We start from the raw sequence: 23009 nt of genomic DNA, 5'->3' as shown, positions 1-23009 counted from the left end.
AGAGACGCCAGATCCTATCAATCACGCGGCTCCGGCCAGATACCGGGCGCCCACGCGGTAAAGGAACCGCAATTGCATCCACAGGCTCGCAAACTGCCAACTTGTGGTCGCAATGTCCGGTCAGACAGCTATTGGTGCCTCCGGATGATTTTCGGGGGCGGGGGCTTATGGACACAAAAATGAAGAGATTCAACTCGGTCGCCGCTGCGGGAATCGTGCTCGCGCTGATGACAGCATCAGCCCGGGCTGGCGACACGCCCCAGGCCGCGACACCCGCCCCCCCGGCCGCAACGGCTGTTCCCGCCCCCGTTCCAGCAACACGCCCCGGCACCCCTGCGCCGGAGGCCAAGGCAGAGGATCCGAAGGCCCCCGCAGCGCCCGACAATGGCGCCGCCGCGGTGGGACAAGGCTCGGGCTGGAATGCCGAAGTCGCAACCCCCGGCGGTGGCATCGTGCTCAGCGACGCGCAGGTCGAGATCGTCAAAAAGGTCAACGCCTACTTCAACGCCCTCGGCGACATGAAGGGCACCTTCGTTCAGACGACCGCCGACAACAAGCGTATGAAAGGCAAGTTCATGGTGAAGCGCCCCGGCCGCTTCCGCTTCGACTATGCCCTGCCGTCAAAACAGATCATCATTTCAGACGGCGAGTACCTTGCCATTCAGGATCTGGACCTCAACAACGAGGACCGCGTCTCCCTCGATCAGACGCCCTTCCGGCTTCTTCTCCGGAAAGACGTAGATCTGGTGCGCGACGCCAAGATTGTCGAAGTGCAGGAATCGGACGATCAGCTCGTCCTCGCGCTCAGTGACAAGAGCCCCGATGCTCCCGGCAAGATCAAGCTGCTCCTGGGGACCAAACCGGAGATTGAACTCAAGGAGTGGGTCACCACGGACGCTCAGGGCCTTGATACGCGGGTCGAGGTCTCCCAGTTATCGAAGGGCGAGCCCCTGGACGCCAAGCTCTTCAAGATCGAAGCCGTTAGCCTCAATAATTTCCATCCGTGACAAACTGTCCTAGCCGTCAGCAGGCCTGTTGCGGTGAAATCCCCTGAATTCAAGCCGCTGGCAGCAAAATAAGCAGCCAACGGAAGCGTTTAAAAACAAGGCATTTTTAGTCCCTTCGGGCGACCAAATCGGGGCGTTCTGGGGATTCGGTGGAAAAGTCCATCACGATTTCGTGATAATAACGTTTGCCCCCTATTGAAAGCTGGCGTGTTGCGCTTATGTCAATGGCAGTCAGACGATGCCATATACATCGGTAGCTCCCCCCGTCTAACCGAGGCACTCGTCTGGAACGCCGGCTTCCCTCCCGGCGTTGCGCGCGAGAGCGCTACACGCCCAGCCCCGCCCCCCGGGGTTGGGCGTTTCTCATTGTAAACGTCCCGCCCGTTCGCAACCTCCGATATTCGCAATCTCAGATGCCGGTCAAGATGAACGCTGGCTGACCGCCGCGTTCAGTCACGGTTCAACGCGCCTCGTCTATCCATTGCGCCATCGACGCCCGGCATGAAGCCGAGGGCACGACCGCAAAAGGATAACGCCACGATGACCCGCTCTATTCTTCCCCTCGCTCTCATTCTTTCGATTGCCGCTCCGGCCATCGCGTCGGCACACACGGTGGACGATCGCCGCGATCGTCAGGCCGAGCGCATCGAAAAAGGCCGCAACAACGGCTCGATCACCTGGACCGAAGGCATCAAGCTTCGCGCCGAGCAGCGCAAGATCGCGCGCACCGAAGCCGCTCTGAAGTCCGATGGCTATCTCTCGAAGAGAGATCGCACCAAGCTGAACAAGATGCAGAACGAGGCGAGCCACAACATTCGCGCTGAATCGAATGATGGCTGGCACCGCCTCTGGGGCCTCCCCCGCGTCGGCAAGTAATCCGGCAATTACTTGCACGACCACCCCGGCGGAGCGGCGAAAGCTGCTCCGCCGGTTTCCTTTTGTGTTCGCCTGGAGTGCTTCCAGCAAAGTGGGAACCGGTCATGGCGAAGCCGTGCAAACAACGAGCCCGATAAGAAGCACGACAAAACAAGAACGAGGGTCGGTCCTCGATTCAGCTATAGCCGGAACGACCCTAGGTGCAGCCGAACATGAACGTAGCCTGCAAGAGGTGTTCAGAACAGGTTCAAGGCCAATCCGCCATTCTCTGTCTCAAGGCCTAAGGGGGCTGACACATGTCAGCCAGGCCCCAAAGGGAGAGATGACATGAAGCACTCAATTTTCGCCACGGTCGCAATCGCTGCGGCAGCCACCATCGTTTCGCTGTCACCTGCACTCGCCGACCGCGGCGACTATCGCCACGCCAAGAAGCCGCAGCACACTGAGCGCGGCTACGGCCACGACCATCGTGGCGACCGCAACGACTATCGCCGCAGCCGACACGGGTACGGCTATGGTCACCACCATCATCACCGCCCGTATTGGAAGAAGCGGTTCTACGGCTGGAACTACGACTACAGGCCCTACCGCGGCTGGTAAGGCACCCGCGGCCCACTGACCTCTTGATACGCCCTTCCGCCTTGGCCGCCCTTCGTGGGCGGCCTCTTTTTTTTGCTCCGTCTGCCTTGCATTGCGCAGCCTCCGGCCCCAAAGTCTCGACGTTCCAAGGGGCGCCGGAGAGACCGGCTGAGATGGCGGTAGTTGTCTGCCAGAACCCTTCGAACCTGATCCGGCTCATACCGGCGAAGGGATGGACGATATGACGAACGCAGAGCTAATAGCCGGCTTTGCCGGCCCGCTGTTTGTAGCGGTTGCGGTGGCACTTCTGATCAACCGGCAGACTGTCGCCGGATTGGTCACAGGCGTGCTGAACACACCGGAGTTCATTTTCTTTTCCGGCATCTTCACGCTCCTCGCCGGACTTGCGATCGTCCGCGCTCACAACATCTGGTCGGCCGAATGGACTGTGCTCGTCACAGTCATCGGCTGGTTGTGTGTGATCGGCGGTTTCATCCGCATCGTCTGGCCTGAACACGTCTCCTCGCTGCGCGACCGCATGATGGGCAGCGAGAACGCCATCACGGCGTGGGCGCTCGTGACCTTGCTCCTTGGCGCTTTCCTGACCGCCAAGGGCTACGCGCTCGTTTAGCGCCTCACCGTTTCACACATTCACTCGGAGTGCACTCTATGAACAAGCCGACGCGCGCGTCAGACATGACGCCATTCAAAGTCACCGCGAGCGCCCTCCCCGGCTCGCGCAAGATCTACACGTCGCCCGAGGGCGCGTCGGATCTCCACGTCCCCCTGCGCGAAATCGCCTTGTCGCCCGACAGCGGCGAGCTCCCCGTCCGCGTCTACGATCCGTCCGGCCCCTACACCGATACGAACATCGAGATCGACGTGAACCGCGGCCTGTCGCGCCACCGCGAAGCGTGGGTGGCCGAGCGCGGCGGTATCGAGCGCTATGACGGGCGCACCATCAAGCCCGAGGACAACGGCGGCGTCACCGGCCGCCACGCCGCGCGCGAATTCCCGACCGTATACCGCCCGGCACGGGGTCTCGACGGAAAGCCCGTGACGCAGCTCGAATTCGCGCGCGCCGGCATCGTCACGAAGGAAATGATCTACGCCGCACATCGAGAGAACATTGGCCGCACGGCCGTGTTGGAGCGGGCGAACGCGGCGCTGAAGGATGGAGAAAGCTTCGGCGCCGCCATTCCGCCCCACATCACGCCCGAGTTCGTGCGCGACGAGATCGCGCGCGGGCGCGCCATCATCCCGGCCAACATCAATCACGCCGAGCTTGAGCCGATGATCATCGGCCGCAACTTCCTCGTGAAGATCAACGCCAACATCGGCAACTCCGCCGTCACCTCGTCGGTGGAAGAGGAGGTCGAGAAAATGGTGTGGGCCATCCGCTGGGGCGCCGACACCGTCATGGACCTCTCGACCGGCCGCAACATCCACACCACACGCGAGTGGATCATCCGCAATGCGCCCGTGCCCATCGGCACCGTGCCGATCTACCAGGCTCTCGAGAAATGCGGCGGTGATCCCGTGAAGCTCACCTGGGAGCTCTACCGCGACACGCTCATCGAGCAGTGCGAGCAGGGGGTCGACTACTTCACCATTCACGCCGGCGTGCGCCTGCGCTACGTGCCGCTGACCGCCAATCGCGTCACTGGCATCGTCTCGCGTGGCGGCTCGATCATGGCCAAGTGGTGCCTCGCCCATCATCGCGAAAGCTTCCTCTATGAGCGCTTCGACGAGATCTGCGACCTGATGCGCCGCTACGACGTGTCGTTCTCGCTCGGCGACGGCCTGCGCCCCGGCTCCATCGCCGACGCCAACGACCGCGCCCAGTTCGCCGAGCTGGAAACCCTTGGCGAGCTGACGCAGATCGCCTGGGCCAAGGGCTGCCAGGTCATGATCGAAGGCCCCGGCCACGTGCCGATGCACAAGATCAAGGTCAACATGGAGAAGCAGCTCCGCGAATGCGGCGAGGCGCCGTTCTACACGCTGGGGCCGCTGACCACCGACATCGCGCCCGGCTACGACCACATCACGAGCGGCATCGGCGCCGCCATGATCGGTTGGTACGGCACCTCGATGCTCTGCTACGTGACGCCGAAGGAGCACCTCGGACTTCCGAACCGCGACGACGTGAAGACCGGTGTCATCACCTACAAGATTGCGGCCCATGCTGCCGACCTTGCCAAGGGCCACCCCGCAGCCCAGCTCCGCGACGACGCCCTCTCACGCGCCCGCTTCGAATTCCGCTGGGAGGATCAGTTCAATCTCTCGCTCGATCCCGACACGGCCCGCAGCTTCCACGACGAAACACTCCCGAAGGAAGCGCACAAAGTCGCCCACTTCTGCTCCATGTGCGGGCCGAAGTTCTGTTCGATGGAGATCACGCGCGAGGTCCGCGACTACGCCGCGAGGCTGAACGAAGCCGCCGCGTCGGGGCTTGCCCCGGAGCGGGAAGCGGAAAGAGATGTCGAACTCGCCGCGGAAACCACACAGATCGACCCTGAAGCCGGTATGGACGCCATGAGCGAAAAGTTCCGCGAGTTGGGCAGCGAGATCTACATAAGTCCGGATGGAAGCCGCAACGGTTAGAACTTGCTCCCACTGTCATCCTCGGGCTTGTCCCGAGGATCCAACCTGCCGCACGAAGAGCGTTGAGTTGGATGGTCGGGACAAGCCCGACCATGACACCGTAAGGAGCGATCCGCATCAAACATGCCGGTGAAAACGTGTATCCATAGCAGGAGAAGCGCTTCTGTTTGATGGACCGCGATGGCTACTTTGCTACCCGACGACCTCGTCCCCGGCCGTTCGTGCGACGGCTGCACCATGTGCTGCAAGCTCATGGAGATCGACGTCCTCGCGAAGCCACGCGCGGTCTGGTGTCCGAAGTGCGATCAGAAGCGCGGCTGCACGATTTACGAAGTGCGCCCCGAGCCCTGCCGCATCTTCTATTGCGGCTATCGCAAGGTGCCGGCCCTCGACGATCGCTGGAAGCCGTCCAAGGCCAAGTTCCTGGTCAACTATGAGAGCCGCAACAATCGCATCGTGATCCACGTCGATCCGGCGCGCGCCGGCGCCTGGCGTACCGAGCCCTACTACTCCGCGATCAAGGACTGGGCCAAGAACGCCGTCCGCCAGAATGGCATGGTCATCGTCTGGACCGGCGACACGGCCACAGCGGTGTTGCCCGGCCGAGAAAAGGATCTCGGCCGCGTGCGCGACGACCAGATCCTGATCGCATCCCTGCAAGAGACCGCCAACGGCCCCGTCTATGACGTGACGGTCTCCGATCCAACCCCGCCGGGCTGAGCCTCAGAACACGTCAATGTGGAGCATGGCTTCGCCTTGACGCGGCAGCGTGTATTAAGGGGAAAGCAACTCCCGAAGGCAGAAAGCCCCTCGGCGCGTTGCGGGGACGAGGGAGGGAACCATGCGCCTTAAGGCATCACAGCTCTGCGAGTTGGTCGGCATCTTCATCCTGCTGGCATCGACCGCCGCACAGCTTTTCTATCTGGAACCGCTGAAGCGTGAGATCGAATGGCGCTTGGCCGCGTTCTCGACCCAGCAGTCCACCCAAGTGCAGACGCGCGCGCTCTACGACAACCACATCGAGCTCCTGACCTTGATGAAGGCGCCAGCCGAGCAGGTCAAAGCCGCCGAAACCAAACGAGACTCGACGCTCGGCCAGTTCAAGACGGCCGACGCCAACATTTCCGACTACATGATCGAGAAGGAAAGCGTCGAAAGCCATATCGAGATCATCGTCATCGCGCTGTTCGCCTTCGGCACCATTCTCGCCGGAGTAGGTCGCGCCCTCGAGATGCAAGCCGCACCGGAGTAGCGTCGAATGACCGATGACGAACGCGCCATCCGCGATCTCGTCGCGACCTGGATGACGGCCACATCCAAATGAACGTTCTGAACATTTAGAGGACTGGAAGAGCGAGAAACACAAGCCAAATCATGGCCCTGCGAGCCACCACCGCACTGGCCTATCGATTTCTAAAGGTTACGGAAGGGGACTTGCGCGGGAAAGCCCGGACGGGTGTAGAATTGCGGCGTTCCTCCTGAGTGTTCCTCCTCCTTGAGTGCGAGGCCTGGACCGATGACGACGAACCATTTGTCCGCTGCCCTCGGATTGGGTCTCGCAATCCTTCTCGGCCAACTGCCGAGTGCCCCCCCTGCCCACGCCGCCAATCCCAAGGAGGTGTCGAAAGACATCATCGCGACCCAAATCCGCAGACAGGGATTCGAGTGCAAGAACCCGCAGAAGGCGGAACGCGACCAATCAAGCGGCAACCCCGACGATCCGACCTGGACGCTGACATGCGAGAACGCTGTCTATCGCGTCCACCTCATTCCCAATATGGCGGCGAAGGTCGAACTGCTCTCCCAACAACAAAACAACCCAAATCAATAGCCACCCTTTCGACGCGCCTCCCGTCAAACTCGCCTCTTTGGCAATTGACCCCGTGCAGCCGAGCCGCGATGCTTTGCGCCCCACCGATGAAAAGGCGCAAGACAAATGCGTGATGCCGACACTCCGACACCCCTAGCGATCATAGCCAGCACGGCGCCGCTGCGCACGAAGCCATCCAACTATCCGGAACCCTTCTTCAGCCGCATGGCCAAGCGGGAGAAGCGCCCGCTCGGCGAGCTCTTTGGGCTGAAAAACTTTGGCGTGAACCTCACGACGCTCACACCGGGCGGCGAGTCCGCACTGCTGCATCGCCATTCAAAGCAGGACGAGTTCGTCTTCATCCTGGAGGGCGAGCCGACGCTGATCACGGATGCCGGTGACGTCCAACTCCGCCCCGGCATGTGCGCGGGATTTCCGGCGAAAGGCGTCGCCCATCACCTCGTCAACCGCACGGACACGAACGTCGTCTACCTGGAAATCGGAGATCGCACCGAAGGCGATGAAGGTACCTACCCGAACGACGACCTGAAGGCCGCACTAGGACCCGACGGCAAATGGACCTTCACGCACAAGGATGGACGCCCCTATTGAGGTGATCGCCACCGTATCGCTCAATCCACGGCGAACCGCATCGCATTGCGCGCCTTAGCCTTCGCGGCTTCGACCTCGCGATCACGCGGCGGCGCCATCGTCACGAGCGAGCCGAGGAGATCTTCCGCCGCCTTGGTGACTTGCTCCACGGCGCGGTTGAAAGCTTCCTCGTTCGCCTGCGACGGACGATTGAACCCCGAGAGCTTGCGCACAAACTGCAACGCCGATGCCCTAATCTCGTCTTCAGTGGCGGGCGGCGAGAAGTTGTAGAGCGTCTTGATGTTGCGGCACATACGCAAACTCCCCACTTCTTCTTCCTTGAAGACGATTGAGCTCGCCTCCATCCGACACCCCTCGTCAGGCTAGTTCACTGCAGCCGCCGCAGACTTCGCGATCTCCGCTTCCACAGCCGAAACCAGCCGATCCGCATCCGGTGCCGTCGCAGAGAAGAAGCTCGTCACCAGCTTGCCGTCGCGGCCGACGAGATATTTGTGGAAGTTCCACTTCGGCGCATTGATCCAGCCGAGCTCGTCCCGCGCCCACTTGTAGAACGGATGCGCGCTGTCGCCCGTGACGACATTCTTGTCAGTCAGCGGGAACGTCACGCCGAACATGCCTTCGCAGAATTCCTTGATCTCGCCCGCCGCCTTCGGCTCCTGCCCGCCGAAGTCGTTCGACGGCACACCGATCACCGCAAAGCCTTTTGCCTCATACTTAGCGTTCAGGGCCTGCAGCGCTTCATACTGCTTCGTGAAGCCGCAAAACGAAGCGGTGTTCACGACAAGCAGCACTTTGCCCCTGAAATCCGAGAGCGGCATCGGCTTGCCGTCGATCGACGTGAACGAGAAATCCCACGCCGTCTTAGCGGCCGCCTGGCCCGCCTGCGAAAAAAAGCCCGCCCCGAGGGCCGCAGCCAACATGGAGAAAGTGGCAAGGAGCCAGCGCATACGTCACCTCTTCGTCGCCTGACAAGGACATACGAAGCAAGCGCCCGCCGTTCAAGTTTTGATCCGGGATTGGGCCGGCCGCGGCCTCAAAACCCCGATTTCAGCCCGACAAAGCCCGCAACGGACTGTGCCTGACCGGTGAGCAACACTTCGGTGTCGGCGAAGAGCGCGACACCCGGCGTCAGCGCCGCCGCAAACCCGATGCTTCCGTACGCACCCGCCTCCGTTTCCTCCATGCCGGAGGCAAACGTCAGCGCGGTTCCGAGCAAGCGCGCGTCGACATCGAGATCACCCGCCAGTCCACCGCCGAGCGATTGATCGGACTTGAGCAATTCGTCGCCGTTGATCTCCGCAAAATTGCCAAGCGCGACAGCCCAAAGGTGCGATCGCTTGGCGTCATCGAAACCATCCAGCTCTCCGGCAAGTACGTTGCCAACGCCGGTCATCAAGGCATATCCCGCGCGGTCTTCGTTGGCGAAGGCAGTTCGGTCGATCACGGCGACCTGCGAGCCGCTGACAACGAAGGGGTTGCCGCCGGCGGAAATCATCACGTTGCCGAAGGCAGAAGTATCGATGCTCCAGTTCGCCTTGCTGAACGTGAGCGACGTGACCGTGAGCGACACGTTCGGAACCACATTGAAGAGCGTCACTTTCCGGTTGCCCTTCCGCGCTGTCGTCCTCTCAAGCTCTTGCACACGCTCCTCGAGATCAGCGCAGCAGTTCCCACCCAAGTTTGCCGCTTGTGTCGGGAGGACGGCGAGATCGACTGCGATGACTGCTAAGGCACAGACCCTGGAAATCCACGCCACCCGGCTCTTCATCTGCCCTCGCTATCAGAATGACTAGCGTCGAATCCGCGAGACTCACATAGCGTCAAAGCTTGTACGCGCTCGGCATTGTGTGAGTCATGGGGCGCAGGTCCCCGTCCGCCTCCGAAGGAAATATGGCGTTGCCTGACAGTCACAGGACTGCGCACTCGCACGAGGCGAAACCCGGCAATCGGTTGCAGCACCTATCTAAAACTTAACTTTGCAAGTCTCGCGAAGCATGGCACGCTTTCTCCAGGCTTCAACAACTGGAAGGAGGTGATCCGATGTCGAGTGGGATCTTGAGGACGGCGATGTCGGGATCGCTGGGTTTCAAGCCGGATCTACCTCTAGGATCCGTCTGAGATCAGCGGTTCGCGGCACGGCGCAACAATCGCCGAATTTCGCCGCCCAATCTCACGGGGGCTGCCCATCGGGCGGCCCCTTTGTTTTTGTCCTGGCAAAAGCCCGGGCTTATTCCTGATCCCCTGTCGTGCCGTCGAACATCCGCTCGCCGGGATCTTTCATCTCATCCCGGGACGGGTCCGCCGCATCTTCTTGGGGCTGCGCGGAAGGTGCATCACCCACCACCTCCACCGCATACTCCTGCGTCTTGGCCGGTGCTGCACCCGCTTTGACGTAGTGGAACACCAGACTGGCGCTTCCAGGCGTAACGCCCGTAACCAGCACCTGCATTTTCTGCGGCGCGCCAAGAACAGGCCGTTCTCCCGGCGCCAGCTCGCGCTTCGCATAGCCGAGAAGATCGACAGCCACGATTTTCGGCGTCCCAACGAGAACCCACGAATAGCCAGTCGAAGGATTGCCATCGAGCTGGAGGGTTACGCTGTCCCCAACGCTGACCTGAACCGGAATCTGCTGATCGACCGCCAACGTAGGAGAGCAGCCGAACACCAGCATGAACCCAAGGCCAAAGGCGATAAATGATCGCCTGCCAAGACCGATTGCCATCTGACCCTCCACCCGAAAACCACGGCGACGGACCTTCGCACGGCCGAACATGGGCAGTCCACCGGACGCACACGACGCATCCAAGGCTTTCCCATGCCGCGAGCATAAATTAGGGAACCGGACTGGCACCATGCGAAGAGAAACTTGAGCAGCCCACCACCCACGCCAAGTTCAGGGCAGATTTAATTTTATTCCCGGCGCGATCCGCGCTTCTTGGGCGCAGAAAAATTAAGACAATTTCTTCGACATTCACTCTTTAAAGACAAATTTCCTCCACCTGACCGTGGTTCTGTCCATAGTGGATCATCCATTTGGTGGGTTGTTAGGGGAGGTAAAGCGTGTTCAGCCGCGGCTCAAATTCAGATCCTGCTATTGGTTTGCCGAAACCGCCGGGTGCGGCCAACGGCTTGCCGCCGACCATCCCCTCGGCTCCGGTCGCCACCAACGGGCGCGCTTCGCCTTTTGGCGCAGCTTCCGTCATTGGGCAGTCCGTCATCGGCACGGACCTGACCATTCTCGGTGAGAAGATCACCATCATCTCGCAGAACAGGCTGCAGATCGACGGCGACGTGCGCGGCGACGTGACCGGCAAGCAGGTCGTAATCGGCGAAGAGGGTTCGATCATCGGCACCGTCTGCGCCGAGCAGATTGAGGTGCGCGGCGGCGTCCGCGGAGCCATCAAGGCCCAGAATGTGATGCTGCATCCGACCTCCGTGGTCGAAGGCGACATCTTCCATCAGACGCTATCGATTTCCGAAGGCGCCCAGTTCGACGGCCGCGTGCGCCGCGCGAAGGATATTTCCGAGATCACGCCCAATCTGGACGTCAACAGCTATCCGGTCTCATCATCGCAGACTGGCTGACGCCGCCTAGACCGGAAATTCAAATCGAGCCCCTCCCGTCCGGGAGGGGCTTTTTTTTGCGCACGGACGGCTTTCAGAACCCGCGCCGGCCAGCGCTGTTGGCGTCGATGCAGGCCTGGTAGATACGGATGTCGCGCCCTACGAACTGGCAGACGTTGCGCTTGTAGTTCGGGTTGTTGCGAACCTCGGATGCGGAAACCTTCATACCGTGCTCGCGCGCAACAGAAGCCACCAGCTCATCTTGGCAGTACGGCGTGGCGAGCAGCGAGCCGTTAACAATCTGGTTTCCGTTCACGCAGCGAATGCGCGCTTCTGCTGGGTGAACCCAGGCCAGTGCGACAAGCGGTAAGGCAAGGGCCGCCGAGACGGCACAAATCCGGGTGCGGGCGAAATATCGAGATACGGGGCGAAATGTCATGAATCTGCTCCATTAATCAAACCGTCCGCCAAGTTTACCAAAGCCGACGGAGAGGCCTCGATCGAGCGGCGTATCTTAGATGGGTCTCATGGGGCGCGGCTGTACCGAAAGTAAACGAGCCGGATCGGCCTCCGCGCCAGATCGAAAGAGCACCAATCCACTTTGAAGTAAGGTATGGAAAAACGCCAGGGGAGTTCAAGGCGTCAGGGGACCAATCATGCTTACGATCTACGATACGACGGGCCACAGCCTGCTGAAACACAACGAAACCGCCCCAATTACGTCGGATACGGTTTGGTTCGACCTTCTGAACCCAACCAAGGAGGAGGACAATCACGTTGAGAGCCTTCTCAAAATCTCCGTTCCGACGCGCGCCGAGATGCGCGAGATCGAAGCATCCAGCCGCTTCTATCAGGAGAACGGCGCGAGCTACATGACGGGCTACATCGTCCACAATATCGACGAACAAACCCTGGGCTCGTCCACGCTGACCTTCATTCTCACTGGCAACGCCCTCGTGACGGTACGCTATACGGATACCAAAGCGTTTCCAGATTTCCTGTCCCGCGTCGATCGCGGCGACGCGACGTGCAAAACCGGCGCCGCCATCATGATCGGCATTATCGAAACGCTCATCGAGCGCCAGGCAGATCTCATCGTCCAGATCCAGGATCGCGTCGACAAGACGGCCCAAGGCGTTTTTGAGCTGCGCAAACGGCGCACGCGCGACACCAAACTCGATGTTCTGCTGAAAGGTACGGGCAAGCAGGGTGACATCGTTGCGCGCGTCACCGAAAGCGCGACATCCATCGAGCGCGTCCTGCACTTTTTCAAGAATACCGCCCAGGAGCGCAATTGCGACGGCAAGATCTTTCAGCGCATTGAAACAGCCGATCGAGATCTAAAATCTCTCGCCGAGCACACACGTTTCCTGTCCGATCGCATCGGCTTCCTGCTCAACGCCACGCTCGGCCTGATCTCTAACGAGCAGAACCAGATCATCAAGCTCTTCTCGGTGATGGCTGTCATGCTGATGCCGCCCACGCTCGTTGCCTCGATCTACGGCATGAACTTCCGCCACATGCCCGAGCTCGAGTGGCTCGAGGGCTACCCTTGGGCTCTCGGCCTGATGTTCCTGTCGGCCGTCATTCCGTTCATCATTTTCCGCCGCAAAGGCTGGCTCTAGACTGAGGGCACCAGAAGAGACCAAGCAAGGCTCGCGGCCGCACAGATCGCGAGCGTGGTCAAGATTCCGCGTTTCAAGACGAATATGAGGAGCGCTCCGAGCACGCTCAGAACGGCCAGCACCGGCTGGAAGCTAGAAAGCACCGGAACGGAAAGACTGAAGACGCTTGCCTGCACACGTTCGACGTCGGCAAACAGCACGTGAAGTCCGAACCAGACTGTCAGGTTGAGAATGACACCGACGACGGCAGCGGTCACAGCTTTGAGCGCGCCCGCGAGCCTCGGTTCGTGCGTCAAGCGATCGATGTAGGGGGCACCCGCAAAGATCCAGAGGAAGCAGGGCGCAAATGTCGCCCACAGCGTCACCAGTGCGCCGAGCACTCCCATGAGAAGCGGCGAGCCACCTCCATGGCGCCAGGCCGCCAGCGTGCCCACGAACTCGGTGACCAGGATAAGCGGCCCCGGTGTGGTTTCGGCCAAGCCCAGCGCATCAAGCATTTCGCCCGGTGTGAGCCAGCCATAGCCCTCCACGACCTGCTGCGCCATGTAGGAGAGCACGGCGTACGCCCCGCCGAACGTCACCACCGCGAGCTTCGAATAGAACCAGGCGAGCTGGGACAGAACGTGGGACGGTCCAAAAGCGAGCACGACCAGACCCAACGGCGCGATCCAGATCACCAGCCACAAGAGGACAGTCCGCAAGGTTCCCGCCAATGAAACCGGCGCCGGCGACGCGAATGGCACTTCGCGCTCCGTTCGACCCGATATCAAGAAACCCACGATGAGCGCAGCCGCGACGATGAAGGGGAAAGGCGCAGCGAACAGGAACAGCGCCAAGAATGCGACACCTGCGATCACCCAATCCAAATTGCCATGCAGCGCCCGGCGGGCAACACGAACAAGAGCCTCGACGATTATCGCGAGCACGGCGGCCTTGATACCGATGAAGAGAGCCTCGACCACCGGCAGCTTGCCGAACGCCGCGTACAGCAGTCCCAAGGCGAGAATGACGAACGCGCCCGGAAGCACGAACAGCAGTCCGGCGGCGAGACCGCCGGCAACGCCATGCAGGCGCCAACCGGAATAGGTCGCCAGTTGCATGGCCTCCGGACCAGGTAGGAGCATGCAAAAGTTCAAAGCCGATAGAAAACGCCGCTCGTCCAGCCAGCGACGCTCCTCCACCAGCACCTTGTGCATCAGCGCGATCTGACCGGCCGGCCCTCCGAAGGACAGCAAGCCGATCCTGAGCCAAACGCCGAGGGCTTCTTGAAATGAAGGACGGTTTTCTTCTGTTGTCGTCATATGTCGAGGAGCGGCAAGCGCATCTTGTTGTCGTTCTGTCGACACTAACCGCATCACGATGACGGACGCACAACAAGCAAATGCTTGCCGCCATCCGCGCACTCCAGGGATCGCAACCCCAAAACGCGCGCCACAAAGTCGCCGTATTTCCAGCCCCTTGCGCGACAATCGTCAGATTGCGTGTCGTGCGACCTGCCGTCGCACTTTTTGCGACGCACCAAGAAAAGAGGAGTTAAATCAATATGCGTGCAAAGTCTTAAAAACGACGTTCAGTATTTAGCGTTGATTCCGCCCAATTCGACTGTTCAGGTGCCGGCACCAGAACGGGGGGTAGTAAGGGACCCCGCATTTTATAGAGTGGCAGGACAGAGTTCTGGAGTTGCGTCGAGGTTCGTTCTTCACGCCGGTAGCCCCGTCTTCTTGATGAAGAGAAATCGTTCGCCGCGAGGCGGACATCCGAAGCCCAGCCGAGAAAATCCTATTGGGCCGGAGAGGCGCACCGTATTTGAACCGCGGCACTGCCACCATCGATGAATGGAGACTTGATCATGCGATTTTTTGCATTCGCAGCGCTTGCACTTATGGCAGTTGGTCTGATCGACGCTCGCCCGGCGAGCGCAGCTGGCTGGCAGTGCTCCGGCCCGGAAGTTGCCTGCGGTGGCGCATCCCATGCAAAGAAGGCCACCTACAAGAAGGCCGCTTCTCACCGTAACCACAAGGCCAACCGTTATGCCAAGACCGCAAAGCGCTCGTCCTCGCACGCTGCGAGCAGCGGTTCGTACGGCGGCGGCTCCAACGGCATGGCGTCCTACTACTGGCAGGGCCAGATGACCGCCTCGGGCGCACGCTTCAATCCGAGCGGAATGACGGCCGCCCATCGCACGCTGCCCTTCGGCACCAAGGTCCTCGTGACGAACCGCAACAACGGCCGCTCGGTCACCGTGACGATCAATGACCGTGGTCCGTTCATCAAGGGCCGCATCATCGACCTCTCGTCCGGCGCAGCTGGCGTCATCGGCATGAAGGGATCGGGCGTCGCCCCGGTTTCGATTACGGTCCTCGGCCGCGGCTGATACCCGGATTATCTATGAGTTGCAGAGGCGGGTCGCGGTGCGGCCCGCCTTTTTTCTGTGATCTGACGGATCTTAAGAGGTCTTCACCAACCCAGCGGGTTAGCACTTGGGGTGGCGGAAAAATTCGGTATATTACGGAAAGTTGTTATCCAAGACTTGGGTCCCACCGCAATGAAGCCGACGGCGAGCACCAAAGAGCGGGTTGCGGCGGTCCAGATTGTTCGCACCGCCATGGTCGAGAAGAAGCTGACTCAGGCCGAGTTGGCTGACGCCGCCGATTGCCACGAAAAAACGATCCAGAACCTGCTGCACGGCAAACCGGTCCGCGAACAAACCCTGTTCGACGTGGCGATGGTGCTCGGCCTCGACTACCAGCGCCTCAAGGAATCCTGGTTTGGCTCCATGTCGACCGCCCAGCCCATGGAGCTCAAGGGCGAAGGCGGCGTCGTGGCTCCCGTCTACATGGGCGCTTACACGCGCGCGGCGGTCGACCACTACATCGGCAGCTATCTTACGATCCGCCCGGCGTTCGCCAAGCCGGATACCATCGTCGCGTATCGTACGGACATCGTCTGGGATCCGGAATGGCCGAGCCTTCTTTTCGAGGAGCGCGATCGCCCTGACGCGCCGTTCTGCCATCGCGGACGCCTCTATGTCCCCGCGTCGTCCATGTACATCCACTTGGTCTCGCTGACCAAAGGCGCCATGCGCATGATCCTGGTCTCCCAGATCGACCAAAGCGGCGAGATGCGCGGACTGATCACGACGCTGAACAAGCAGCGCGCGACGTTCATCCCGGTTTCCGCGCCGATCGTTTACTTGAAGCGACAGGAATTCAAGTCGCTCACGCTGGGCGAGCTCACGCCGAAAAACCCGGAATACAAACTCTATAAGGCTGCGCTCGAAACATCGGTCGATGAAGGTTACGCGCGCCTCGTCGGGCCATGAACCCGCACCAAGTTCGCTGAGTTAGCGGCGTCAATTTCATCGGCCTCTGCAGCCTCCTCGTCGACGACGCCCGAGCCACCGGACCCGAACCGTTGCGCAAGATCGACCGTCTCACGTCGCCCAACGGAACTCAGGTGACGCGCGATCCACTTGTGGGTTTGCGTCCGCCCGGCCGCATGCAGGTACGTGAACAGCCCCAAATCCGGCTTGAGCTTGCTGTCGTCCGATAGCGAAGCTGTGTAGCGACCCGCCTCGATCATGTGAAAGCGATGCGTCGCAAGCGCGCTTTGGCGGCCGCGACGTACAGCGCCGAAACGGCCGCGCAGCGCCTCGCGCACAGCCAGGATCAACTCGACGTCCCGAAGCAACGGGGCATTGAACGTGAGCCGGTTAGCCGTCCCCGCGATTTCGCGCGCGCCCTTAGGCAACTCGCGCCGCTCGAGCGGATTGAGCTCTACGATCAGCGTATCCTGGATCGGGCTCTCGGTAGCGACCGTAATGAGATCCGGATTCTTCGAAAAGCCGCCGTCCCAATAACCGACACCATCGATCACCACCGTTCGGTGCAGCGTCGGAAGGCAGGCCGAAGCCAGCACCGCTTCAATTGTGATTTCTTCACGTCGAAAAAGACGCGGCCGGCCAGTCGAAACTTCGGTGGCGGCGATCAGAAGTTCAACTGGAGAATTCTTCCGTATGCTTTCGAAGTCGATCGTCTCGGCCAGAAGATTGCGCAATGGATCGTAGCCGAGCGGATTGAAGTCATAGGGAGACAGAAGACCCGCGACCTGCGCGAACGTCGAAGCATTGCTGAGGCCGAAGAGAAATGGGTTGAGCCGCAAAAGATCCGGCACGCCCGCCTTGTGTACGGCCTCCCAAACTTCGCGCAGCTTGGCACGCGCTCCGTCTCTCCCGCCCTGCGCGAGACCGGCAGCGACAGCCACGGCATTCACGGCTCCAGCGCTCGTGCCCGAAATCCACCCGAGCGTCAGTTGCTCCTCTTCGAGCAACCGATCGAGCACACCCCAGGTGAACGCACCATGTGCGCCGCCGCCCTGAAGCGCGAGGTTGATTTTGAACTGACGTCTGAAAAGCTGCAACAAGTGCGGTGCTCCTGCCCTGATTCCGGAATGTCGGAAAGAAGCGCCAACATGGAAATCCTACGTGCCGCGATTGGAGACTAGCACGAACGCCACACCGGATTGCCGCGCAATCGGCCGCACAATCGAGATTTGCATGTCCAATTTGCAACACGATATCGGTTTCGCACCGTCACTCCGGTGCAATGAGATCGCGGCGTCCCAGACTCGTAATCACACCCGTGCCATCCAATCCGCGCGTCTCACAGTCCACGTGCACAATTCCGTCCTCGCGCCTGAGACGAATGAGATTGTAGCGCGCCGAAGGCTCGTCCTTGTGCCTCACCGCCGCTGAAGCCGACGCGACCCCGACCACCGGAATGCCGCGTCCTGCAGATGTCCGCCACGCGAGCATGTCACGGTGATTGTGACCGTGTAGAACGAGCTCCGCACCGTATCGTTCGAGCACTTCGGTCAACTCAACAGCATCTTGCAACGCGCGCCTCGGTGGCGCCTGATCCGGCAACGGCGGATGATGAATAAGAACGACGCGAATGAGCTGCTCGCCAGCCAACCTGTCGAGGATCGGTCCGAGTTCCGCAATCTGAGATTTGCCGAGCCGTCCCGCGGCGACGAAAGGCGGTGTCGGCACGGCCGAGTTCAAGCCGATGAGCGCAACGGGGCCGAGCTTGCGCACGTAAGGAAAGTGAACCGGCTGGTCGTCATCCACGCCGTCGCTACCACGCATGAATGACGCCCACGCACTGAGGCACGAGGCCGTGCCGATACGCCCGGAGTAGATGTCATGATTGCCAGGGACGACGGAAACGTGCTGCGGATCGCCCAGAGACTCGAGCCACGTCAACGCCGCGGCAAACTCTCCCGGCAAGCCGAGATTGGCGAGGTCACCGGTGACGGCGATGTGGTCGGGGTTCTGCGCCAACGCATCGGCGGCGATCAAATCTGCGACCGGCCTCAGGTGCACGCGCCGCCGTCCGCGATGCCAGTTGACGAGACCGAGCGCACGCTTGGCATTCATGTGCCGGGGATGAAAGCCCACGATTGGCCCGAGATGAACGTCCGAAAGGTGGACAAGCTTGAAAGTCTCGGTCATATGCCCTCTAGGACTTCCGGCGCGTGAATTCCAACTTCGCCATGCAGATCTCCAGCCGCCCTGCCCGAAGTAACTTTCCTGGAGGCACAACGTGTCGCCTGAGAAACTGATCCGCGCCGCCATGCAGCGATATTGGCGCTACTCTCGCGGCTTGACGCTTGGCGCGCAAGGCGTGGTGCTCGATAGCGACAATCGCGTGCTTCTGATCCGCCACACCTACCGGCCAGGCTGGCATTTCCCTGGCGGCGGGGTGGAGAAGAACGAAACCATCGAGGATGCGCTGACACGAGAGCTTCATGAAGAAGCAGGCATCACGCTGGAAGGCCCGCCGGAGCTATTCGGGCTATACGCCAATCACCGGCTCTTTCCGGGAGATCACATCGCACTCTTCATCGTTCGGAATTGGCGGCAACTGTCCATCCCGAAACCGAATGCGGAAATTGCCGAGCAGGTCATGGTGCCTTGGAACGCCCTGCCGGCAAATACCAATGCCCCGACACGGGAGCGGATCATCGAAATTATGGGCCAGCACCCCCGCTCATCTCATTGGTAAATGAGCCTGGAAAGGCCGCTGTCGGCCTGACGGCCCTGCGCCGTTGACGCACGCCCTGGACCCGATTTTTCGCGCATGCTAAAGCCGCGGCCATGAGCATCCGATCCTCACGCCTGAACGAACAGCGACCGCGACGAGCGCGCATTGCGCGCACTTCGCGTTGACACGTTTGCCCGGCCCCATTCCAGGATCCACCTCGATGCTTTCGAAAGTCGTCACCCGGCCCGTCACGCCGGAAGACATCCCCCTGATCTCCGCCCTGCACGACCGCGTTTTCGGACCCGGCCGCTTTGCGCGCACAGCCTACCGCGTCCGCGAGCAGATCGGCCCCGCATCCGAACTTTCGCGCTTCTGCCTGCTGGCAATGGCCGACGATCGGCTGATCGCGGCATTGCGCATGTCGGAAATTGTCATCGGCGGCAAGAAGGGCGCCGCACTTCTCGGCCCTCTCGTCGTGGCACCGGAGTACGCCGGACAAGGCTACGGACGCGCCCTCGTGAAGGAAGCGATGGAGGCGATGCGCGCGGCCGGAGTGAAGGCTGTCGTCCTTGTCGGTGACGAACCCTACTATGGGCGCTTCGGCTTCAAACCGGTGGCGCCGGGCGCAATAACATTTCCCGGCCCCGTCAATCCGGCGCGCATTCTCGCCGCCGAACTTGAAGACGGCGCGCTCGCCGGCTTTAACGGCCAGATCTCTGGCCGTTAACACCAAACTGCCGACCGCCCAGCTATATCAGTCCTCGAACGGATCCTTCATCAGGATCGTGTCCTCGCGCTCGGGGCTCGTCGAGAGCAGCGTGATCGGGCACTCGATCAGCTCCTCGATGTGCTTGACGTATTTGACGGCCTGAGCGGGCAGATCCGCCCACCGCCGCGCGCCACGCGTCGACTGCGACCAGCCTTCGAACGTCTCCCAGATCGGCTCCACCCGCGCCTGCGAATTCGAACCCGCGGGAAGACGGTCGAGCTTCTCGCCGTCGAGCTTGTAGCCGACGCAAACCTTTACTTCGGAAAAGCCATCGAGCACGTCGAGCTTCGTCAGTGCAATGCCATTGATGCCCGAGACCTTCGCCACCTGACGCACGAGCACCGCATCGAACCAGCCGCAGCGCCGCTTGCGTCCCGTCACCGTACCGAACTCGTGGCCACGCTCTCCGAGCGTTTCGCCGATCTTGTCGGTCAATTCGGTCGGGAACGGCCCCGCACCGACGCGCGTCGTGTAAGCCTTCGCAATGCCGAGCACGAAACCCAGTGATCCCGGCCCCATCCCCGATCCGATCGCAGCCTGCGCTGCAATCGTGTTCGAAGACGTCACGTAGGGATATGTCCCGTGATCGACGTCGAGCAACGCGCCCTGCGCGCCTTCGAACAGAATGCGCTTTCCGGCCTTGCGCTCGGCGTCGAGAAGATCCCAGGTGACATCCATGTAGGGCAGCACCTTCGGCGCGACGGCCGCCAGCTCGGCCATCAGCGCATCTTTGCTGATCTCCGGCTTTCCGAGCCCGCGCCGCAGCGCATTGTGATGGAGAAGGATGCGATCGATCTTGGGACCGAGCGTCGCCAGATTCTTGAGATCCTGCACGCGGATCGCACGACGTCCGGCCTTGTCCTCATAGGCAGGACCGATGCCGCGGCCAGTCGTTCCGATCTTGCCGTCGCCGGCTGCTTCTTCGCGCATGACATCGAGTTCGCGGTGAAGCGGAAGGATGAGCGTCGCATTTTCGGCAACGCGCAGGTTGGCCCGTTCGACAGACACGCCCTGCGCTCTGAGCTTCTCGATCTCCGCGCAGAGCGCCCACGGATCCACGACGACGCCGTTGCCGATGACGCTGAGCTTGTTCGAACGCACGACGCCCGACGGCAGCAGCGACAGCTTGTAGGTTTTTTCACCGATGACGAGCGTATGGCCCGCATTGTGCCCGCCCTGGAAGCGGACCACGACGTCAGCTCTCTCCGAGAGCCAGTCGACGATCTTGCCCTTCCCCTCGTCGCCCCACTGCGCGCCGACGACTACGACGTTAGCCATTTCTGCCACCACTTGTCATGAAATGGCCCCGGTCGATCGAACCGGGGCCGAAAACCAAGGATCTACGTTTAAAGGGCCTGTCAAAAAGTGGAAGCGGTTTTCCTGCGACATGGGCTCATCCAGTGTGATGATCGAGAAATTCGCCATACTTGGCCGCGAGGGACCTAGCGAATTTCTCGATCTGAATCACACTGGCAACTCATAGGCTTGCTAGTGTCCCTTTGATTTCGAAGTTCGCTCGGTACCTAGCATTAAACTCTGGCGAACTTCAAAATCGGGACACTAGCCCATTTTCCAGCCCATTCAGATCCTTAACCGCTACCTACTGCCTGTAGATGACCGCCTTCGACGAAGGCCAGGAGACCCGATAGCCGAACTCGATGGTCTGTTCCTGATCGGGCTCGAGTTTCCCCTCCCACACGAGCACGCCGCGTTTGTCGTCGACGTTCTGCTTACTGGGACTGGTCCGGCCGGTCAGCTCGACCTTGATGTCCTGATTGGCCGAAACCGGAATCTGATCGTAAACCACGAGCGCGATGGCGCGTTCATGCATGCTCTTCACCGAAAGGATGTAGTTGCGGCTGTCTGTGCGCGACGTCGAGATGAGGCCCGTCTCGCCGCGCGTTTCCTGCGCGATCGCGTGGCGCACGCGGACCAGGTCGTCCACGCCAAACCCGAGTTCGTGCTCTTCGCCAGGCGACAGCATGGGCAGCCGGCCCGTCCCGACGAACGTCCCGTCGCGGAACAAGGAGACTGCGCCCGGGAGCAGCGGAGATCCCTTAGGCAGATTGAACTTGGCGTAGAGATAGGCCTTCGCGTCGACCTTCGGAACCGCACGGATAGTCAGCTGCGGCTCGATCGTCTCTGCGCCGAGCTGAACACGTTTCGACTCTCCCGTCTCCGGAATGGAGAGACGCCCCGGCACGGCGTAGAGCGCGTGGAAAGGCGCCCGGATCACCTCGGCGGGGCGCTCGACCAGAATGGCCTTCCTCGGACGTACGCCGCCTCCGAGTCTATCCAGCTCCTTGCTCTCTTCCTCCGCAGCCTCGGGTTGGGCTGCTACGGAATCCTGCGCACCCATCGCCCTCCCTTCGGTCGAGGGAGCGGCAGCCACCGGCGCCGGAGGGGGTACGAATTCAGGCTCGAAATCCACGATCAGCGACCGGAGTTCCGGCGCTGCGGCACCCGCCGTTGGACGCGTCGTGGACAGCGTCAAACCGATATCGTCCCAGCTCTCGCCGGTCTTCTGGTTGATGGCAGCACGGCGCGCGAGATCGATCTTCGGCGCAACCGTCTTGCCACCCGTAGCGAGCCGTACGTCGTAGAGAGGTGTCCACGAGGCATGCGCGACCTGATAGCGGATGGTGATGTCGGCTTCGAGCGGCGACTGCGCCACGACGAAGACCTTGGCTTCCGTGCGCTCGGTCTTCTCGGGCGCTATCTCTCCGAGCTTCTTCTCGAGATCTTCGATCTTGCGGTCGGTCTCCCGCATGCGGATCTGCGCGTCCTGCAGCGATTTCTGCGCTTCGGTCGATCCCGCCGCGATCAACGCGAGGATCGCCGTCCAGTCCTCGCCGCGCTCGGCGCCGTTGGAGGGAGCAGGCCGCGTCGGCAGTTGCGTGAGATTGGAGATGAGGGATTTTTGCGTCTCTGCGGCTTGGACCTGGGCTTCAAGCCGCGCACGGTCGTCCCGAAGCTGCTCGATCTCGGTCTCGATCCGCCGACGCTCCGACGCTGCGGCTTCGGCATCGGCGCGCGGCACGAACAATCGGCGCGTATCGACAGAACCGATTTCGAGCTTGCCCGATGCCGTTCCCTCGACACGGATCGATCCCTCGATCGCACTCGCCGGAAGATCGCGGAACAGGATGGTGTGCTCGCCCTTTTCCAGCTGCACTTTGGCGACGCGCATGACTTCGGCGCCCATCGGGAACACGACGACACTGTCGATCCGCGAGACGGCATCGACTTCAGCCGCCTCAACGGTGCCTGCGCCAAAGCTGACAGACAAGAGCGCGGCAAGGAGAACCTTCTTCACGGGAGCGCGACCTTTCGCTTGAGTTGAGCGGGACGTGAATGGAGCGTGACGTTTGTGGCCGCAGGAAGAGTGTGCGGCGCGCCCTCGACGGCTCGTGTGCGGCCGTTTCCCGACGAAATTATGGCCGAAAATGCGGCTCCCGCTGAAGAAGATGAAAGACGTCGGGATTCACCAAACCTCATTGGAATCGATCAAAAAACAAA

25 protein-coding genes and 1 riboswitch are annotated in these 23009 nt (G+C 61.2%); of the genes, 15 read left to right on the top strand and 10 right to left on the bottom strand.

What is annotated here, in order from left to right; all coding sequences use genetic code 11:
- The first annotated feature begins 179 nt into the window (after positions 1-179).
- The 9 genes from VHO05_RS14400 to VHO05_RS14360 all read left to right on the top strand — a co-directional run bounded on the left by VHO05_RS14400 (position 180) and on the right by VHO05_RS14360 (position 7488).
- Complete coding sequence (locus VHO05_RS14400; protein ID WP_329647272.1) at positions 180-1007, top strand: outer membrane lipoprotein carrier protein LolA; 828 nt, start codon at positions 180-182, stop codon at positions 1005-1007.
- Between the two features lie 540 nt (positions 1008-1547).
- A complete protein-coding gene (locus VHO05_RS14395) occupies positions 1548-1883 on the top strand; it encodes a hypothetical protein (RefSeq protein WP_329647271.1) in 336 nt (111 codons plus the stop codon).
- A 327-nt stretch (positions 1884-2210) separates the two neighbouring features.
- Entirely contained in the window at positions 2211-2483 is a 273-nt protein-coding gene (locus VHO05_RS14390; protein WP_329647270.1) for a hypothetical protein, read from the top strand.
- 117 nt (positions 2484-2600) lie between these two features.
- Positions 2601-2712: riboswitch (TPP riboswitch) on the top strand.
- On the top strand, positions 2704-3093 hold the full coding sequence (locus VHO05_RS14385; protein WP_329647269.1) for a hypothetical protein: 390 nt from the start codon (positions 2704-2706) through the stop codon (positions 3091-3093). (Overlaps the previous riboswitch by 9 nt.)
- A 38-nt stretch (positions 3094-3131) precedes the next feature.
- Complete coding sequence (gene thiC, locus VHO05_RS14380; protein WP_329647268.1) at positions 3132-5066, top strand: phosphomethylpyrimidine synthase ThiC; 1935 nt, start codon at positions 3132-3134, stop codon at positions 5064-5066.
- Positions 5067-5246: 180 nt separating this feature from the next.
- Positions 5247-5786, top strand: coding sequence for a YkgJ family cysteine cluster protein (locus tag VHO05_RS14375; RefSeq protein ID WP_329647267.1), 540 nt, complete (start codon positions 5247-5249; stop codon positions 5784-5786).
- 121 nt (positions 5787-5907) lie between these two features.
- Positions 5908-6318, top strand: coding sequence for a hypothetical protein (locus VHO05_RS14370; RefSeq protein ID WP_329647266.1), 411 nt, complete (start codon positions 5908-5910; stop codon positions 6316-6318).
- Positions 6319-6582: 264 nt separating this feature from the next.
- Entirely contained in the window at positions 6583-6897 is a 315-nt protein-coding gene (locus tag VHO05_RS14365) for a hypothetical protein (RefSeq protein ID WP_329647265.1), read from the top strand.
- 105 nt (positions 6898-7002) lie between these two features.
- Positions 7003-7488, top strand: coding sequence for a cupin domain-containing protein (locus tag VHO05_RS14360; RefSeq protein WP_329647264.1), 486 nt, complete (start codon positions 7003-7005; stop codon positions 7486-7488).
- 20 nt (positions 7489-7508) lie between these two features.
- Here the strand turns inward: VHO05_RS14360 and VHO05_RS14355 are convergent, their stop codons facing one another.
- The 4 genes from VHO05_RS14355 to VHO05_RS14340 form a co-directional block, all read right to left on the bottom strand.
- A complete protein-coding gene (locus tag VHO05_RS14355) occupies positions 7509-7781 on the bottom strand; it encodes a DUF2277 domain-containing protein (protein ID WP_329647529.1) in 273 nt (90 codons plus the stop codon).
- A 69-nt stretch (positions 7782-7850) separates the two neighbouring features.
- Entirely contained in the window at positions 7851-8435 is a 585-nt protein-coding gene (locus VHO05_RS14350) for a glutathione peroxidase (protein WP_329647263.1), read from the bottom strand.
- Positions 8436-8521: 86 nt separating this feature from the next.
- Positions 8522-9256, bottom strand: a complete 735-nt coding sequence (locus VHO05_RS14345) for a hypothetical protein (protein WP_329647539.1) — start codon at positions 9254-9256, stop codon at positions 8522-8524.
- A 459-nt stretch (positions 9257-9715) separates the two neighbouring features.
- Positions 9716-10210 carry a protease inhibitor I42 family protein gene (locus VHO05_RS14340; protein WP_329647262.1) on the bottom strand — a complete coding sequence of 165 codons (495 nt, stop codon included), beginning with the start codon at positions 10208-10210 and terminating at the stop codon, positions 9716-9718.
- A 338-nt stretch (positions 10211-10548) separates the two neighbouring features.
- Between VHO05_RS14340 and VHO05_RS14335 the strand changes: the two genes are divergently transcribed.
- Positions 10549-11073, top strand: coding sequence for a polymer-forming cytoskeletal protein (locus VHO05_RS14335; RefSeq protein ID WP_329647261.1), 525 nt, complete (start codon positions 10549-10551; stop codon positions 11071-11073).
- A 73-nt stretch (positions 11074-11146) separates the two neighbouring features.
- On the opposite strand, the gene VHO05_RS14330 is transcribed toward VHO05_RS14335, so the two are convergent.
- Positions 11147-11491, bottom strand: a complete 345-nt coding sequence (locus VHO05_RS14330; protein ID WP_329647260.1) for a hypothetical protein — start codon at positions 11489-11491, stop codon at positions 11147-11149.
- Positions 11492-11708: 217 nt separating this feature from the next.
- Here VHO05_RS14330 and VHO05_RS14325 point away from each other — a divergent pair, with 217 nt between their 5' ends.
- Complete coding sequence (locus VHO05_RS14325) at positions 11709-12677, top strand: magnesium transporter CorA family protein (RefSeq protein WP_329647259.1); 969 nt, start codon at positions 11709-11711, stop codon at positions 12675-12677.
- On the opposite strand, the gene chrA is transcribed toward VHO05_RS14325, so the two are convergent.
- Positions 12674-13978, bottom strand: a complete 1305-nt coding sequence (gene chrA / locus VHO05_RS14320; protein ID WP_329647258.1) for a chromate efflux transporter — start codon at positions 13976-13978, stop codon at positions 12674-12676. The genes VHO05_RS14325 and chrA overlap by 4 nt on opposite strands.
- 548 nt (positions 13979-14526) lie before the next feature.
- Between chrA and VHO05_RS14315 the strand changes: the two genes are divergently transcribed.
- Both VHO05_RS14315 and VHO05_RS14310 read left to right on the top strand, forming a co-directional pair.
- Positions 14527-15051 (top strand): septal ring lytic transglycosylase RlpA family protein, encoded by a 525-nt coding sequence (locus VHO05_RS14315; RefSeq protein WP_329647257.1) that lies wholly within the window; start codon positions 14527-14529, stop codon positions 15049-15051.
- A gap of 171 nt (positions 15052-15222) precedes the next feature.
- Complete coding sequence (locus VHO05_RS14310; protein WP_329647256.1) at positions 15223-15999, top strand: helix-turn-helix transcriptional regulator; 777 nt, start codon at positions 15223-15225, stop codon at positions 15997-15999.
- On the opposite strand, the gene VHO05_RS14305 is transcribed toward VHO05_RS14310, so the two are convergent.
- On the bottom strand, positions 15975-17099 hold the full coding sequence (locus tag VHO05_RS14305) for a patatin-like phospholipase family protein (RefSeq protein WP_329647255.1): 1125 nt from the start codon (positions 17097-17099) through the stop codon (positions 15975-15977). The two genes, VHO05_RS14310 and VHO05_RS14305, sit on opposite strands and share 25 nt — an antisense overlap.
- 169 nt (positions 17100-17268) lie before the next feature.
- Positions 17269-18189 carry a metallophosphoesterase gene (locus VHO05_RS14300; protein ID WP_329647254.1) on the bottom strand — a complete coding sequence of 307 codons (921 nt, stop codon included), beginning with the start codon at positions 18187-18189 and terminating at the stop codon, positions 17269-17271.
- Positions 18190-18280: 91 nt separating this feature from the next.
- Between VHO05_RS14300 and VHO05_RS14295 the strand changes: the two genes are divergently transcribed.
- Complete coding sequence (locus VHO05_RS14295) at positions 18281-18742, top strand: NUDIX domain-containing protein (RefSeq protein WP_329647253.1); 462 nt, start codon at positions 18281-18283, stop codon at positions 18740-18742.
- A 199-nt stretch (positions 18743-18941) separates the two neighbouring features.
- On the top strand, positions 18942-19448 hold the full coding sequence (locus VHO05_RS14290; protein ID WP_329647252.1) for an N-acetyltransferase: 507 nt from the start codon (positions 18942-18944) through the stop codon (positions 19446-19448).
- Positions 19449-19475: 27 nt separating this feature from the next.
- Here VHO05_RS14290 and VHO05_RS14285 read toward each other — a convergent pair whose 3' ends face one another.
- Both VHO05_RS14285 and VHO05_RS14280 read right to left on the bottom strand, forming a co-directional pair.
- Positions 19476-20768 carry an adenylosuccinate synthase gene (locus VHO05_RS14285; RefSeq protein ID WP_329647251.1) on the bottom strand — a complete coding sequence of 431 codons (1293 nt, stop codon included), beginning with the start codon at positions 20766-20768 and terminating at the stop codon, positions 19476-19478.
- A gap of 322 nt (positions 20769-21090) precedes the next feature.
- Positions 21091-22806, bottom strand: coding sequence for a mucoidy inhibitor MuiA family protein (locus VHO05_RS14280; protein ID WP_329647250.1), 1716 nt, complete (start codon positions 22804-22806; stop codon positions 21091-21093).
- Positions 22807-23009: the final 203 nt, after the last annotated feature.

The sequence above is a fragment of the Hyphomicrobium sp. genome (genome assembly GCF_036262015.1).
Lineage (GTDB): Bacteria > Pseudomonadota > Alphaproteobacteria > Rhizobiales > Hyphomicrobiaceae > Hyphomicrobium_C.
This window is presented reverse-complemented; position numbering and strand designations above follow the sequence as displayed.